The organism is Saccharopolyspora cebuensis (assembly GCF_039542665.1).
In the GTDB taxonomy this organism is placed as follows: domain Bacteria; phylum Actinomycetota; class Actinomycetes; order Mycobacteriales; family Pseudonocardiaceae; genus Saccharopolyspora; species Saccharopolyspora cebuensis.
Genome location: NZ_BAABII010000002.1, coordinates 163,095 through 178,470, shown reverse-complemented (window position 1 = coordinate 178,470; position 15,376 = coordinate 163,095). Strand labels below are relative to the sequence as shown.

At 74.6% G+C, this 15,376-nt stretch carries 15 protein-coding genes; 11 read left to right on the top strand and 4 right to left on the bottom strand.

Translation table 11 applies throughout. The annotated features are described in order from the left end of the window. Nucleotides 1-185 precede the first annotated feature (185 nt). The 4 genes from ABD976_RS02090 (at nt 186) to ABD976_RS02075 (ending at nt 2,759) form a co-directional block, all read left to right on the top strand. Entirely contained in the window at nt 186-644 is a 459-nt protein-coding gene (locus tag ABD976_RS02090) for a lipid droplet-associated protein (RefSeq protein WP_345356139.1), read from the top strand. 28 nt (nt 645-672) lie between these two features. After that, nucleotides 673-1,902 (top strand): exodeoxyribonuclease VII large subunit, encoded by a 1,230-nt coding sequence (gene xseA / locus ABD976_RS02085; protein WP_345356489.1) that lies wholly within the window; start codon nt 673-675, stop codon nt 1,900-1,902. Nucleotides 1,903-2,031: 129 nt separating this feature from the next. After that, entirely contained in the window at nt 2,032-2,475 is a 444-nt protein-coding gene (locus tag ABD976_RS02080) for a hypothetical protein (RefSeq protein ID WP_345356136.1), read from the top strand. A 41-nt stretch (nt 2,476-2,516) separates the two neighbouring features. Continuing rightward, complete coding sequence (locus tag ABD976_RS02075; protein WP_345356486.1) at nt 2,517-2,759, top strand: exodeoxyribonuclease VII small subunit; 243 nt, start codon at nt 2,517-2,519, stop codon at nt 2,757-2,759. An 11-nt stretch (nt 2,760-2,770) separates the two neighbouring features. Here ABD976_RS02075 and ABD976_RS02070 read toward each other — a convergent pair whose 3' ends face one another. After that, nucleotides 2,771-3,364 (bottom strand): DUF4245 domain-containing protein, encoded by a 594-nt coding sequence (locus tag ABD976_RS02070; protein ID WP_345356133.1) that lies wholly within the window; start codon nt 3,362-3,364, stop codon nt 2,771-2,773. Nucleotides 3,365-3,530: 166 nt separating this feature from the next. Between ABD976_RS02070 and glpX the strand changes: the two genes are divergently transcribed. Then, on the top strand, nt 3,531-4,574 hold the full coding sequence (glpX, locus tag ABD976_RS02065) for a class II fructose-bisphosphatase (protein WP_345356130.1): 1,044 nt from the start codon (nt 3,531-3,533) through the stop codon (nt 4,572-4,574). A 317-nt stretch (nt 4,575-4,891) separates the two neighbouring features. Continuing rightward, on the top strand, nt 4,892-5,638 hold the full coding sequence (locus ABD976_RS02060; protein ID WP_345356127.1) for a S1 family peptidase: 747 nt from the start codon (nt 4,892-4,894) through the stop codon (nt 5,636-5,638). 352 nt (nt 5,639-5,990) lie between these two features. Here ABD976_RS02060 and ABD976_RS02055 read toward each other — a convergent pair whose 3' ends face one another. Both ABD976_RS02055 and ABD976_RS02050 read right to left on the bottom strand, forming a co-directional pair. Continuing rightward, nucleotides 5,991-7,241, bottom strand: coding sequence for a bifunctional class I SAM-dependent methyltransferase/N-acetyltransferase (locus ABD976_RS02055; protein WP_345356124.1), 1,251 nt, complete (start codon nt 7,239-7,241; stop codon nt 5,991-5,993). A gap of 244 nt (nt 7,242-7,485) precedes the next feature. After that, nucleotides 7,486-8,460 carry an NAD(P)/FAD-dependent oxidoreductase gene (locus ABD976_RS02050; RefSeq protein ID WP_345356121.1) on the bottom strand — a complete coding sequence of 325 codons (975 nt, stop codon included), beginning with the start codon at nt 8,458-8,460 and terminating at the stop codon, nt 7,486-7,488. 175 nt (nt 8,461-8,635) lie between these two features. Here ABD976_RS02050 and ABD976_RS02045 point away from each other — a divergent pair, with 175 nt between their 5' ends. Then, nucleotides 8,636-9,409, top strand: a complete 774-nt coding sequence (locus ABD976_RS02045) for a S1 family peptidase (RefSeq protein ID WP_345356118.1) — start codon at nt 8,636-8,638, stop codon at nt 9,407-9,409. 181 nt (nt 9,410-9,590) lie between these two features. Beyond that, a complete protein-coding gene (locus ABD976_RS02040) occupies nt 9,591-10,985 on the top strand; it encodes a class II fumarate hydratase (protein ID WP_345356115.1) in 1,395 nt (464 codons plus the stop codon). Nucleotides 10,986-11,094: 109 nt separating this feature from the next. Here the strand turns inward: ABD976_RS02040 and ABD976_RS02035 are convergent, their stop codons facing one another. Continuing rightward, the gene (locus tag ABD976_RS02035; protein WP_345356112.1) at nt 11,095-11,547 is read right to left on the bottom strand and encodes a DUF4442 domain-containing protein; all 453 of its coding nucleotides are present in this window, start codon (nt 11,545-11,547) and stop codon (nt 11,095-11,097) included. A 61-nt stretch (nt 11,548-11,608) separates the two neighbouring features. On the opposite strand from ABD976_RS02035, the gene ABD976_RS02030 reads away from it, so the two are divergent. The 3 genes from ABD976_RS02030 (at nt 11,609) to ABD976_RS02020 (ending at nt 15,071) form a co-directional block, all read left to right on the top strand. Beyond that, nucleotides 11,609-13,123 carry an ATP-dependent DNA ligase gene (locus tag ABD976_RS02030; protein ID WP_345356109.1) on the top strand — a complete coding sequence of 505 codons (1,515 nt, stop codon included), beginning with the start codon at nt 11,609-11,611 and terminating at the stop codon, nt 13,121-13,123. A 12-nt stretch (nt 13,124-13,135) separates the two neighbouring features. Next, nucleotides 13,136-13,555 carry a DUF4288 domain-containing protein gene (locus ABD976_RS02025; RefSeq protein WP_345356106.1) on the top strand — a complete coding sequence of 140 codons (420 nt, stop codon included), beginning with the start codon at nt 13,136-13,138 and terminating at the stop codon, nt 13,553-13,555. 76 nt (nt 13,556-13,631) lie between these two features. After that, nucleotides 13,632-15,071, top strand: coding sequence for a GuaB1 family IMP dehydrogenase-related protein (locus tag ABD976_RS02020; RefSeq protein ID WP_345356104.1), 1,440 nt, complete (start codon nt 13,632-13,634; stop codon nt 15,069-15,071). Nucleotides 15,072-15,376: the final 305 nt, after the last annotated feature.

Sequence of the window (15,376 nt, the reverse complement as noted above, 5' to 3'; positions counted from 1 at the left end):
CAGCCCAGGCGTACCGGCGGTCCTGCGGCACGTCAGCACTGGTCGCCGCGCAGCGGTCGGACCCCGTCGACCGGGGGTCACCGCCGGTTCACGCGGACGGCGGGAAGACTTCCCCGTCCCGGACGGCCGGGCTGCTTCCGGACATGCCCTGGGCAGGTGACCCCCGCGTGCGGCAGGCTGGGGCCATGCGATCGCTCCCCCTCCCGGTCCGGGTCGCCGCGGGTGTCGCGGCCACCGCGGTCGAGCAGGCCCGGGCCCTGCCCGGGCACCTGGTCGGACTGCCCGTCACGATGGCCAGCGAGGCGCTCCAGCTCTCGATGCGGATCCAGCAGCAGGTGACCGAGCTGGCGATCAAGGGCGACACCGCGCTGGCCGGGTTCCGGCGCGCCGAGGAACAGCCGTCCTGGGCGACCTTCGACGAGGACGAGACCGAGGAGCCGGCGGAGGAGCCCGAGGTGCTCTCCTCGGAGCTCGACGTGCTGCCGGAGTACGACGACCTCACGCTGCCCCAGCTCCGGGGGAAGCTGCGCGCCTTCGGCCCCGACGAGCTGGAGCGGCTGCTCGCCCACGAGCAGGCGCACGGCCGGCGCCCCGAGTTCGTCCGGATGCTGTCCAACCGGCTGGAGCGCCTACGCTCGCGGTGATCCCGCCGGACCGAATCGAGGAGTCGAGCTGAGTTCCCCCACCAGTCCCGAGGAGCCGTGGCCGGTACGCACGGTCGCGCGCAAGATCGCCGAGTGGATCAACCGGCTCGGCGCGCTGTGGGTGGAGGGCCAGATCACCCAGATCTCGCTGCGCCCCGGCGCCGCCACCGCCTTCCTCACCCTGCGCGATCCCTCCGCCGACGTGTCGCTGACGCTGACCTGCTCGGCGGCGATGCTGCGCCGGATGGACCCGCCGCTGGCCGACGGCAGCCGGGTCGTGGTGCACGGCAAGTTCTCGTACTTCGTCAACCGGGGCACGCTGAGCCTGCGCGTCGACGAGATCCGCGCGGTGGGCATCGGCGAGCTGCTGGCCCGGATCGAGCGGCTCCGCAAGCTGCTCGCCGCCGAAGGGCTGTTCGACGCCGCGCGCAAGCGCCCGCTGCCGTTCCTGCCGAACCGGGTGGGGCTGATCACCGGGCGGGCCTCGGCCGCCGAGCACGACGTGCTGACCAACGCGCGGCTGCGCTGGCCCGCGGTCCGGTTCGAGGTGCGCAACGTCGCCGTGCAGGGCGCCTCCGCGGTGCCGCAGATCCTCGGCGCGCTGGACGAGCTGGACCGCGACCCCGAGGTCGACGTGATCGTGCTCGCGCGCGGCGGCGGCAGCGTCGAGGACCTGCTGCCGTTCTCCGACGAGGCGCTGTGCCGGGCGGTGTCGCGCTGCCGGACGCCGGTGGTCAGCGCCATCGGCCACGAACCGGACAGCCCGGTCGTCGACCACGTGGCCGACGTGCGCTGCTCGACGCCCACCGGGGCGGGCAAGCGGATCGTGCCGGACGTGGCCGAGGAAACCCAGCGCGTCCACCAGCTCCGGGACCGGGCGCGGCGGGCCCTGCACGGCTGGGTGGACCGGGAGCGCAGGCTGCTCGACGCGCTGCGCAGCAGGCCCGTCCTCGCCGACCCGCACGGCCCCCTGGACCAGCGCGCTGAGCAGGTCGAACTGCTCCGCGACCGGTCCCGCCGGGCGATCACCGCGGTGCTCACCGCCGAGCAGCAATCCCTGGCGGCGACCAGATCGCGCTTGACGACCTTGGGCCCGGCGGCCACGCTGGCCCGTGGCTACGCGATCGTGCAGCGCGTCGACGGGGTGGACGGCGTGCTCCGGTCGGTCGACGACGCGCCCCCGGGCACCCGGCTGCGGGTGCGGGTCGCCGACGGCGCCGTCCACGTGGTCGTCCCCGGGCAGGCCGACGAGGACTGAGGACCGCCCCGGCGCGGACGCGCGGGTACCTCGGACGCTCCGGCGCCCTCGCGAGGCGACGACCCCGGCGGCGGTGCAGCCGAGCGCCCACCGCGAGCGGCCCCGCCGCTTCCCGAAAGGACTGAGGCAGTGCACCCGACGCCGGAACCCGCGTTCCTCCCGCTGACGATCGGCGTGTCGCGGACGGCGGCGTCCGCGCCCGAGGATCCCGGACGCGCCCGCGCGGGGGAGGTCCGGCGGTGCGCCGAGGCCGCCGACACCGCCGCGGCGGGCTGCTGGGCCGCGCTGCTCGGCGGCTGCCACCCGGCCGAGCGCGCGGAGCTGCCGTCCCGGCTGCGGGCGCTGGCCGAGGCCGCCTCCTGCTACACCGGCCGCACCTGGTGGCTCGGCGGCGGGTCGGCGCACCGGCGTAGGGTCACCGAAGCCCAGCTCCGCATCAACGACGCGGTGCGCGAGGGCGACGGTGCCGAGTTCGCCGAGGCGTTCGTCGGCTACGACCAGGCGCTGGCGACCGCCGTGGTGTCGGTGCGCAGCGCTCCCGAACGAGAACGGCTGGAGAGTCCCACCCCGTGACCACGAGCGACCGGACCGGTTCCGACGAGCACTTCGACCCGGTGGCCGACCACCCCGACGTGGCCGAGCTCGGCTACGAGCAGGCCCGCGACGAGCTGGCCTCGGTGGTCAAGCGGCTCGAAGCGGGCGGGTTGTCGCTGGAGGACTCGCTGGCGCTGTGGGAACGCGGCGAAGCGCTCGCGGCGGTCTGCGAGGGCCACCTCGCCGGGGCCCGGGAACGCGTCGAGCGCGCGCTGGCCGCCGTCGAGGACGACGCCGAGGACGGGGAAACCGACGGCGACTGAGGTTCCGCTCCCTACGGCCGGACCAGGGGCGCGGCGACGGCGGCCTCGGCGAGCGTGCGGAACTCCGCCTCGGTGCCGTTGCCGGTGATCAGCAGCCGGACGCCGGCCCGCTCGCCGACCCACGCCCGCTCGTCGCGCACGCTGCGGTAGACCACCCAGTCCAGCCCGGCGGCCCGCACGACGCCCTGCGCCGCGGGCTCCCGCCGGGTCTCGGCGGCGACCAGCTCCGCCTCGGCGGCGGTCGACTGGGCCAACCGCAGGTAGTGCGCCTCACCGGTCAACCAGCCGACCCGCACGACCTGCGCCTTGGACGCCAGCGTCGTCACGTTCGCCGAGTTCGCCCGCCACTCGGGCGGCAGCGCGGGGTCCACGACCGGGAACCCGGCGCGATCGGCCGCCTGGTCGAGTTCGGCGGCCACGTCGACGGTCGGCACCGAGGCGCCGTCCACCGAGGGCCCGCCGGGGCTGAACGACCACTGCGAGATGAGCCCGGCCGCACCGAGGGCGACCAGCACCATCGGCAGGATGGCGAACACCATCGCCGACGGGGTCCGCTTGCGGAGCTGTTCCGGTAGCTGGTTGCGCGGTTCGGCCACGACTCCCATGCTCTCACCAGCACCGGGAGAGCGGCGCGGGCGGCCGGGGTGCAGTGGGCTGCCCCACGTGGGACCGCCGAACGCACCATCGGGATGCGAAGATCGGGCCGACGAGCCCCGAGCGCGGACCCGCTCCGCCGGACTCGGGCGACGAGGCCCACTACCGGGAGGCGCGATGAGCACGTCCACCACCGACCAGCAGCACGAGGCGCCGGACCGCAACCTCGCGATGGAGCTCGTCCGGGTGACCGAAGCGGCGGCGATGGCCGCCGGGCGCTGGGTCGGGCGCGGCGACAAGAACTCCGGCGACGGGGCCGCGGTGGACGCCATGCGCAGGCTGATCGGCAGCGTCTCGATGCGCGGCGTGGTGGTCATCGGCGAGGGCGAGAAGGACGAGGCGCCGATGCTCTACAACGGCGAGGAGGTGGGCAACGGCGAGGGCCCCGAGGTCGACGTGGCGGTGGACCCGATCGACGGGACCACGTTGCTGAGCAAGGGGATGCCGAACTCGCTGGCGGTGCTCGCGGTGGCCGAGCGGGGCACCATGTTCGACCCCTCCGCGGTGTTCTACATGGAGAAGATGGCCGTCGGCCCGGAGGCGGCGGGCAGCGTGGACCTCGACGCCCCGATCGCCGAGAACATCCGCCGGGTCGCCCGGGCCAAGCGGATCGACGTCTCGGACGTGACGGTGTGCATCCTGGACCGGCCGCGCCACGAGCGGATCGTCACCGAGGTGCGCGACGCCGGCGCCCGGATCCAGTTCATCTCCGACGGCGACGTCGCGGGCGCCATCGCCGCGGCCCGCCCGAGCAGCGGCGTCGACATGCTGCTGGGCATCGGCGGCACCCCGGAGGGGATCATCACCGCCTCCGCGATGAAGTGCCTGGACGGCGAGATCCAGACCCGGCTGTGGCCGCGCGACGACGAGGAGCGCGCCCGGCTGCGCGAGGCGGGGCACGACCCGGCGCGGGTGCTCACCACCGGCGACCTGGTGCGCGGGGACAACGTCTTCTTCTGCGCCACCGGCATCACCGACGGCGCGCTGCTCAAGGGCGTGCACTACCGGGCGAACCGGTGCTCGACGCAGTCCATCGTGATGCGGTCGAAGTCGGGCACGGTCCGGGTGGTCGACGGCTCGCACCGGCTGGCCAAGCTGCGCGAGTACTCCGATGTGGACTTCGGCGAGCCGGACAGCCCCCGCCACGGCCTGCTCCCCTGACCCCACCGCCAGACCCCCGTCCAAGCCTGGTGCGGGGCACCTTCATCCGACATGGCCGGGTGAAGGTGCCCCGCACTCCGCACCCGTCCGGGTGCTGTTGCGCGGGGCGGACCGGGGCGGGGTCACCGGGTTCGCGGGGGAATTCCGGGAAAAACCGGTGGCACGGCCGGAACGGCCCCAGCGCGCTGCGGTTTTCCGCCCGGCGTGGCGCGCACCGCACTCGTGCTCATGCTTTCGTGGGTACGCCTTTCGAGTGATCACGGTTACCTTCCGTACCGGTCGGCCGTCGGAGCCGACCCACACGGAGGGAGTTCGACGTGCGGAAGCGATCGGTTCTGCTCGCGACGGCCGCGGCGGTCGGCGCGTTCGTCCTGCCCGGCCTCGCCGCCCCGGCGGTCGCGGCGCCGCCGCCCGAGGTGAGCCCGCTCATCGTCGGCGGCCACGACGCCACCGAGGAGTACTCGTTCGTGGTGTCGCTCCAGCAGCAGGGGCAGCACGCCTGCGGCGGCTCGCTCATCGCCGAGGACCGCGTGGTCACCGCCGCGCACTGCGTCGGCGGCTCCGGGTACACCGTCCGGGTCGGCAGCAACGACCACACCTCGGGCGGCGAGGAGGCCGGGGTCGCCTCGATCCGGACCCACCCGACCGGCGACATCGCCGTGCTGACCCTGGACCGCCCGGTGTCGGCCACCCCGATCCCGATCGCCGACGACTCCGGCGACCCCGGCACCGCGACCCGGATCATCGGCTGGGGCCAGACCTGCGCCGAGCCCGGCTGCGGTCCCGCCCCGCGCACGCTGCAGGAACTCGACACCCAGGTCGTCCCCGACGCCGACTGCCTCGGCATCGACGGGGCCAACGAGATCTGCACCGACAACCCCGGCGGCGACTCCGGCGCCTGCTACGGCGACTCCGGCGGCCCGCAGATCAAGGGCACCCCGGGGAACTGGGAGCTGATCGGCGCCACGAGCCGCGCGGGCAACGAGAACCCGACCTGCGCCACCGGTCCGTCGATCTACGCCGACGTCGTCGCCTACGCCGACTGGATCCGCACCGCCGCCTGACCGCGATCGCGGAGTGAGGGGCACCCTTGTCCGACATAGCCGGATGCAGGTGCCCCTCACTCCGCACCCGACCGGGGGATGTCTCACCCGAGCGTGCGCCAGGTGAGGGGCACCCTTGTCCAAGTAACTCGGGCAAGGGTGCCCCTCACTCACTTCGGTCCTTCCAGGACGCGGCGGAGCCGCATGCGGTGGGGCACGCAGCTCGCACCGCGGCCCGTGCTCGGACGTGACCGCTCCGCGGTCCCCTCGCGAGGACAGGGCCGACCGTGGGTACATCAGGAGGCGATCGGCGCAGCGAGGAGGCCACTGGGGTTCCACCGCGCAGGCCATGGGCGCAAGCGGTCCTGAGGCGTTAGACGCCGAAGGCCGCCGGGTAGCGGATCGTGCCGGTCGGCACCGGGCGCGACGGGTCCAGGGCCAGCGCCATCAGGCTCTCCTCCGGCACCTCGAACCCCGCCCGGATGCCGAACCCGGCGGCCGGGGTGAACCCGAACCGCGGGTAGTAGTCGGCGTGCCCGAGGACGACGACGAGGTTCTCGCCGAGCCGCCGGGCGGCGTCCAGCGCCCCGCGGATCGCCGCCGACCCGGCGCCCCGCCGCTGGTGCTCCGGCCGCACCGCGCACGGCGCGAGCGCCAGCGCGGGCGCCCCGCCGACCTGGCACCGGGTCAGCAGCGCGTGCCCGGCGATCCGGCCGTCGGCCGAGGTCGCCACCCAGGACAGCCCCGGGATCCAGGCGTCCGGATCGGCGCGCAGCGCGTCCACCAGGTCGGCCTCCGCCGCCCCGGGGAACGCGGTGAGGTTCACCGCCCGGACCCGCGGCCGGTCGGCGTCGACCTCGGCCCGCGCCGTCCACGGTGGACCGGGCCGCGGCGCGGTCGGGCGGAGCACGTACCCGGTGTAGCGGTAGTCCTCCGGGTGTTCGCGCCGGAGCCGGATCTCGGCGCTGGTGCGCGCCACCGCCTCCGGCATCCCGGGGCGGTCCAGGTCCGCGTTCCCGACCCGCTCGGCGAGCGGTCCGTAGTACTCGTCGAACCAGTCGCGGTCGGGCAGCGGCAGCGCGGCTTCCACGTCGTAGCCCGCGGTCCGCGCCGCCGCGACCGTCCCGGCCGCGGTGCGCAGCCCGCCGTGCTGCGCCCAGAACTCCCGCGCCGCCGCCGAGGGCTCGGCGGCGGCCCACTCCGCTTCGGTGACGACCAGCGCGCCGCCCGGGGCGAGCAGCCGGCGCCACTGCCGCAGCGCCTCGGCGAACCCGATCAGGTAGGCCGAACCCTCCGCCCACAGCAGGTCGAAGGAGGCGTCCGGGTGGGGCAGGTCCGCCATGCTGCGGCAGGTGGTGCGGACCGGCAGGCCGCGCGCCGCGGCGGCCTCGGCGAGCCGGTCGAGGAACGGCCGGTGCACGTCGAGGGCGAGCACGTCGGCCCCGGCGTCGGCGAGCACCAGCGACGCCCGGCCGGGGCCGCAGCCGAGGTCGAGCGCGCGCGGGCGCGCCGGGAGCGGTCCGGCCAGCTCCAGCAGCCGCCGGGTGGTCGCGTCGGAACCGGGCCCCTGCCTGGGCAGGTCGCGGCCGAGCGCGAAGAGGGATTCGAAGACGTCGTCGGTCATCGCTGAGGAGGTCACCCTTCGAGGTGAGGGCCCTGATCAGCCGAGGGAGCACCGCTCGCGGCGGTGCCGGGTCAGACCAGGGACGGGCAGGTGGGGACGAAACGGTCGCCGAGCACGGCGGCACTCCGCGCAGTCATCAACCCACCTCCGCAGCACATCGCGCCCCGACGTGAGGCGCCCCACCAGGCTAGCACCGGCGCCGCGGCCGGGTCGCGCGGTTTTTTCGGCGCGACCTGCCGCCGGGTCAGCCCGCGTCGGACGAGTGGCCGGGGAACAGGTGGGCGCCGGGGTCGAGCGCGACGGCGATGTTGTTCACCGCGGTGGCCGCCTCGCCGAACCCGGTGGCGATCAGCTTCACCTTCCCCGGGTAGGACGCCACGTCGCCCGCGGCGTACACGCCGGGGCGGCCGGTGCGCATCGTGCTGTCCACCGGGATCGACCGCTTCGCCACGCCGAGCCCCCAGTCCTCGATCGGCCCGAGGTCGGCGGTGAAGCCGAGCGCGGCCACCACCGCCTGCGCGGGCAGCACCCGCCGCTGCTCGTCGACCTCGATCTCCACCTCCCGCACGCCGCGCTCGTCGCCGCGGACCTCGACGACCTCCGCCGGGGTGATCAACGGCACGCCCAGACCGGCCACTTCGGACACCAGCCCGGCGTGCGCCCGGAACCGCGAGCGCCGGTGCACCAGGGTCACGCTGCGCGCCACCGGGTGCAGGGCGGCGGCCCAGTCGAACGCCGAGTCCCCGCCGCCGACCACCACCACGTCCTGACCGCTGTGGACGGACAGCTCCGGGATGAAGTGCACCACTCCCCGATCGAGCCATTCCGCGCCCGCGGGCAGCGGTCGCGGGGTGAACTCCCCGATCCCCGCGGTCACCAGGACCGCCCGGCAGCGCACCGATTCCGCCGCGCCGATGCCGACCCGGAAGCCGCCGTCCTGTTCGGACAGCTCCGCCGCGGCGCGGCCGAGCAGGTAGTGCGGCTCGTAGCGCTCCGCCTGCTCCACCAGCCCGCCCACCAGGTCCCGGCCGCGCACGGCGGGGAATCCGGCGACGTCGAGGATCATCTTCTCCGGGTACATCGCGGTGATCTGCCCGCCGGGTTCGGGCAGCGCGTCGACGACGGCCACCGACATGCCCCGGAATCCCGCGTAGTAGGTGGCGAACAGCCCGGTCGGTCCGGCCCCCACGATCAGCAGGTCCACCTCGTGCGACGTCATCGTCCACCACCTCGTCTCGGCGCCCGTGGACGCATACCAGGCTAGTCGGGCGAACCGGCCGCGAATCGCCCGAACGCTGCGCCGGTTCACCCAGTCCGCCGCCGCAGACGGCGGTACCGGTCCCCGATGGGCGCTCCTACCGTCGCCGCAACGCAGTTCGGGGAGAGGGGATGCAGTGAGAAAACGAGCCGCGATCGTCGGCGCCGCCGCGGCGCTGCTGCTCGGCGCGACCGCGACGACGGGGGCGGCCCAGGCCGCCGACGACCCGGGCGCGCTCATCGTCGGCGGCCACGACGCCACCGAGCAGTACGACTGGATGGCCTCCTTGCAGCAGTCCGGGCAGCACAGCTGCGGCGGCTCGCTGATCGACGAGCGCTGGGTGCTGACCGCCGCGCACTGCGTGGACGGGGCCGATCCCGCCGCGCTCGGCCTGCGCATCGGCAGCCCGGACCACACCACCGGCGGCACCGAGGCGGGGGTGGCCACCGTGGTCGTCCACCCGGACTACGCCACCGGCGCCCCGAGCGGCGACATCGCGCTGCTGGAGCTGGACCGGGCCGTGCCGAACGAGCCGATCGAGCTCGCCGAGACCTCGGGTGAGCCGGGCACCGCCTCGCGGATCATCGGCTGGGGCCTGACCTGCCCGGTGCGCGGTTGCGGGCAGCCCCCGGTGCAGCTCCAGGAGCTCGACACCCAGGTGGTCCCGGACAGCATGTGCACGCTGGGCTTCGTCGACGGCGGCACCGAGATCTGCACCGGCGGCGGGCTGCTGGCCAACGCCTGCTTCGGCGACTCCGGCGGCCCGCAGTTGGAGGGCACCCCGGGCGACTGGCGGCTGACCGGCGTCACCAGCAGGCTCGGCAGCCTGGTCCCGGCCTGCGGCACGGCGCCGTCGATCTACACCGACGCCACCGCCTACGCCGACTGGATCCAGCAGCACACGGGCTGACCCCGCGTCGACGCGGCCGCCCCGCTCCCCGCGAGCGGGGCGGCCGCGCGTTCTTCCCGGATCCGGTGCCCGGGCAGCCGCTGCGGTTCCGCCACGCGACAGCGGTCTTCATCGATCCAGCGCCCGACGAGTGGGGCGGCCCATACTGACCCGCCCGCCGCCGAAGCGGGACACTTCTGCCATGGCTGAACAGGACTACCGGATCGAACACGACACGATGGGCGAGGTCAAGGTGCCCGCCCACGCCCTCTACCGCGCGCAGACCCAACGGGCGGTGGAGAACTTCCCGATCTCCGGGCGCGGGCTGGAGCGGGCGCAGATCCGCGCGCTGGGCCTGCTCAAGGCCGCGACGGCTCGGGTCAACGGTCGGCTGGGCATCCTGGACGCCGACGTCGCCGAGGCCATCGCCGAAGCCGCCGACCAGGTCGCCCGGGGCGAGCACGACGAGCACTTCCCGATCGACGTCTTCCAGACCGGTTCGGGCACCTCGTCGAACATGAACGCCAACGAGGTCATCGCCACCCTGGCCACGCGCGGCCTCGGCCGCGACGTCCATCCCAACGACGACGTCAACGCCTCCCAGTCGTCCAACGACACCTTCCCGACCACGATCCACGTCGCGGCCACCGAGGCCGTGCTGGAGGACCTGGTCCCGGCGCTGGAGCACCTCGCGGACACCGTCGAGGGCCGCGCCGCCGAGTGGACCGAGGTGGTCAAGTCCGGCCGCACGCACCTGATGGACGCGGTGCCGATCACGCTGGCCCAGGAGGCCGGGGCGTGGGCGTCGCAGATCCGCTTCGGCGTCGAGCGGCTGCGCGGCGGCCTGGGCCGGCTCGGCGAGCTGCCGATCGGCGGCACCGCGGTCGGCTCCGGCCTCAACGCCCCCGAGGGCTTCGGCGCGGCGGTCGCCGAGGAGCTGGCGAAGGTCACCGGGCTGCCGCTGAGCGAGGCCCGCGACCACTTCGAGGCGCAGGCGGCGCAGGACTCGGTGGTGGAGACCTCCGGCAACCTGCGCACCGTGGCGGTCAGCCTGAGCAAGATCGCCAACGACGTGCGCTGGCTGGGCTCCGGTCCGCGCACCGGGCTGGCCGAGCTGGCGCTGCCGGACCTCCAGCCGGGTTCGTCGATCATGCCGGGCAAGGTCAACCCGGTGATCCCGGAGGCGACGCTGCAGGTCGTCGCCCAGGTGATCGGCAACGACGCGGCGGTGGCCTTCGCCGGGTCGCAGGGCAACTTCCAGCTCAACGTGATGCTGCCGGTGATCGCCCGCAACGTGCTGGAGTCGACCCGGCTGCTGGCCGCGGTGTCCCGCCAGCTGGCCGACAAGGTCTTCGCGGGCGTGCAGGTGAACGTCGACCGGGCGCGGGAGTACGCCGAGGGCTCGCCGTCGATCGTGACCCCGCTGAACCGCTACATCGGCTACGAGGAAGCCGCCGCGATCGCCAAGCAGGCGCTCAAGGAGCGCCGGACCATCCGCGAGGTGGTGCTGGAGCGCGGCCACGTCGAGCACGGCAAGCTCACCCTCGAACAGCTCGACGAGGCCCTCGACCTGCTCGGGATGGCCCGGGCGAAGTGACCGCCACGCCTGGCCGTCACCCGTCCCGCTGGTCTTGATCGTGAGTGAGGGGCACCTTCATCTGGCTATGTCGGATGAAGGTGCCCCTCACTCGTCACCCCACGGGGTGTCAGCGCTTCGGGCGGAGCGTCCAGCGCACCGTCAGCTCGCCGGTGACCTGGTCCTGCTCGTCGCGGATCGTGCAGCGCACCGGGAACTCGGGGCGCTCGCCCGCGTCGAGCTCGGCGAGCACCGCCGCGGCGTCGCGCCCGAGCACCGCCTCGGCGGTCAGCGCGCCGAGCGCCAGCGCCCGGTAGTGCACCTCGGCGTCCACCACCAGCGGCGTGGCCCGGTCCAGCACCGCCGAGAAGGAGGCCAGCCCGACCGCGCCGGAGGCCGTCTCGGCCAGGCCGAACATCACCGCGGCGTGCGGTCCGCCGACGTGGTTGCGCTGCTCGGGCACGTCGGGCAGCGAGCACACCACCCGGTCCGCCTCGACCGAGGCGAACTCGATCCCCGCCGTGGCCACCCACGGCACCAACTGCTTCATCCCGTCGGCCACCCAGCCGAATTCCGCGTCCATGCGACACAGGTTACTCGTCGGTAACCGGCGGTCCGGGGGTGGGATCGCCCACCATGGGGGCATGGTGCCGCTCGCCGCCGTCGTCGAGGTCTCCGCCGAGGTCACCGGGACGCGTTCCCGCACCGCCAAGACCGCGGCGCTGGCCGCCCTGCTCGCCCGGCTCGACGAGGCCGAGGTCGCCCCCGCCACCGCGATGCTCTCCGGGGAGCTGCCCGGCGGCCGGGCCGGAGTCGGCTGGTCGACGCTCGCCGCCCTGGACGTCGCACCCGCCGAGCGGCCCGCGCTCGGCATCACCGAGGTCACCGAGGCCGTCGACGAGGTCCGCCGCATCGCGGGCAGCGGGGCCGGGCGCAGGCGGCAGGCCGCGCTCACCGCGCTGCTGGCCCGCGCCACCCCCGCCGAGCAGGACTTCCTGGTCCGGCTGCTGGGCGGCGAGCTGCGCCAGGGCGCGCTGGAGGGCGTCATGGTCGAGGCCATCGCCCGCGCCGCCGAGGTCCGCACCGAGTCCGTGCGCCGCGCCTTCATGCTCTCCGGACGGCTCCCGGACACCGCCCGCGCCGCGCTGCACGGCGGCGAGACCGCGCTGTCGGGCTTCCACCTCGAACTCGGCCGCCCGATCCGCCCGATGCTGGCCTCCCCCGCCGGAACGCTGGACCAGGCGCTCGCCGAGCTCGGCGCCGCCACCGTGGAGCACAAGCTCGACGGCGCCCGGATCCAGGTGCACCGCGACGGCGACGAGGTCCGCGTCTACACCCGCGCGCTGCGCGACATCACCGCGGGAACCCCGGAGCTCGTCGAACTGGTGCGCGCGATGGACTGCCGCCGGGTGGTGCTCGACGGCGAGGCGCTGGCGCTCGACGACCGGGGCCGCCCGCGCCCGTTCCAGGAGACGATGGGCCGCTTCGGCGCCCGCGAGGCCCGCGACGTCCTGCTGCACCCGTACTTCTTCGACTGCCTGCACCTCGACGGCGAGGACCTGCTGGACCGGCCGCTGCGGGACCGGCTGGCCGCGCTCGACCGGGTCGCCGCCGGGCACCGCGTCCCCGCCGAGCCGGAGCCGACCCCGGAGCGCGCCGCCGCCCTGTTCGACGACGCGCTGGCCGCCGGGAACGAAGGGCTCGTGGTCAAGTCCCTGGACTCGGTCTACGCCGCCGGGCGGCGCGGCCGGTCCTGGCGCAAGGTCAAGCCCGAGCACACCCTGGACCTGGTCGTGCTGGCCGCCGAGTGGGGCAGCGGGCGGCGGCGCGGCTGGCTGTCCAACCTGCACCTGGGCGCCCGCGACCCCGACGGCGGCCCGCCAGTCATGGTGGGCAAGACGTTCAAGGGCCTCACCGACGAGCTCCTGAGCTGGCAGACCGAGGAGTTCCAGCGCCGCGCCACCGCCCGGGAACCGTGGGGCGTGCGGCTGGACGCCGGCCCCGTCGTGGAGATCGAGCTGGACGGCGTGCAGACCAGCACGCGCTACCCGGGCGGCGTCGCGCTGCGCTTCGCCCGGGTGCTGCGGTACCGCCCGGACAAGGACCCGGCCGACGCCGACCTCGTCGAGGCGGTGCGCGCCCTGCTCCCCGGCGGGTGAGACCCTGGGGCCATGAGCAGCAACGAGTTCGACGAGGTCCCCTCGGTCAACATCGGTTCGGGCGGCATCGACCCGAGGGACTTCCAGGCCGGGGCGCACCCGGTCGAGCGAGAGCACTACGTCGCCGTGCTGCTGCTGGAATCCGCCGCCGAGGCCGCCGACTACCGCCCGCTCTACGAGGAGTCCTTCGTGCTGCTCAAGGCGGAGTCCGAGGAGGAGGCGCGGGAGAAGGCCACCGAGGCGGGCAAGCAGCAGGAGACCAGTTACCACAACGAGCACCAGGAGCTGATCACCTGGCGGCTCAAGCAGGTCGTGGAGGTCAAGCCGCTGGAGGACGCCACCTTCGACGACGGCAGCGAGCTCTACAGCCGGTTCTTCCGCAACTACGACGCGTACCGGAGCTTCGAGCCGCTGCTCTCCGACGACATCTGACGCCCCGCCTCACCCGAAGGGCTGGCGCCCGCGCGGAGCTGGGAGCGCCTCGCCGGAACCCGTAGGGTGGGATGACGTGCGGTTCTTGAACGGGCAGCAGCCCACCACAGATCTGACCTACGACGACGTCTTCCTCGCCCCCCGGCGCTCCGGCGTCGAGTCGCGCTTCGACGTCGACCTCGCCACCAGCGACGGCAGCGGCACGACCCTGCCGATCGTGGTCGCGAACATGACGGCGGTGGCCGGGCGGCGGATGGCCGAGACCGTCGCCCGCCGGGGCGGCCTGGTGGTCCTCCCGCAGGACGTCGACCCGCAGGCGGTCGGCGAGATCGTCTCCTGGGTCAAGCAGCGCCACCCCGTGTGGGACACCCCGCTGGTGGTGCACGCCGACGCCGCGGTCGCCGACGTGCTCAACCTGCTCCCCAAGCGCGCCCACGGCGCCGTGGTGGTGGTCGACGACGCGTCCCGGCCGGTGGGCGTCGTCGACGAGCACGCCTGCACCGGGGTGGACCGGTTCGCCCGGGTCGGCGAGGTCGCCGACCGGCATCCGGTGGTGCTGCCGCTGGAGACCGAACCGCGCCAGGTGTTCGAGCAGCTCGACAAGCAAGCCCGGCCGGTGGCGCTGGCGGTCGACTCCGACGGGGCGCTGGCCGGGATCATGACCGCCCGGGCCGCGCTGCGCGCCGAGATCTACTCCCCCGCCCTGGACGACCGGGGCGCGCTGCGGGTCGCCGCCGCCGTCGGCGTCAACGGCGACGTGGCGGCCAAGGCCTCGGCGCTGCTGGCATCCGGGGTGGACGCCCTCGTGGTGGACACCGCGCACGGCCACCAGGACAAGATGGTGGCGGCGCTGGGCGCGGTGCGGTCGGTCTCGCCGTCGGTGCCGGTGGTGGCGGGCAACGTGGTCACCGCCGAGGGCGTCCGCGACCTGGTCGAGGCCGGGGCCGACGTGATCAAGGTCGGCGTCGGTCCGGGCGCGATGTGCACGACGCGGATGATGACCGGCGTCGGGCGGCCCCAGTTCTCCGCCGTCGCCGAGTGCGCCGCCGAGGCGCGCCGGCTCGGCAAGCACGTGTGGGCCGACGGTGGTGTGCGCCACCCGCGCGACGTGGCGCTGGCCCTGGCCGCCGGCGCCTCGTCGGTGATGGTCGGCTCCTGGTTCGCCGGGACCTACGAGTCCCCCGGCGACCTGCAGCGCGACGAGCACGGCCGGGCCTACAAGGAGTCCTTCGGGATGGCCTCCAAGCGCGCCGTGTCGGCCCGGACCCGCACCGACGGCGCGTTCGACCGGGCCCGCAAGGCGCTGTTCGAGGAGGGCATCTCCAGCTCGCGGATGCAGTTGGACCCGCGCTTCCCCGGCGTCGAGGACCTGCTGGACCAGATCACCTCCGGCCTGCGCTCGGCCTGCACCTACGCGGGCGCCCGCACCCTGGAGGAGTTCCACGAACGCGCGACGGTCGGCATCCAGTCCGCGGCGGGCTTCGCCGAGGGCCGCCCGCTCCCGACCGGCTGGTGAGGCCCGACCGGCTGGTGAGCCACCCGCCCCTCACCCGGAAGTGACCCAGGTGAGGGGCACCCTTGTCCCAGTTACTCGGACAAGGGTGCCCCTCACCTCGAAAAGCACCACCCGAATGGCCCAACCCGGACGACAACTGGGTGGTCACGCCTGCGCAAGCGGCCCGCGCCGGTCAGGCAAGCGGCGGGAGCCGCTTCCGCACTACCCCACCCTCGCCACTGGCACCGCCGCGGGTTCTCAGCGGGCTTCTCGCGAGGACAGCTCCGACGTGGTGAACCGGCCTGATGTCGGAGATCCCGCAGCGA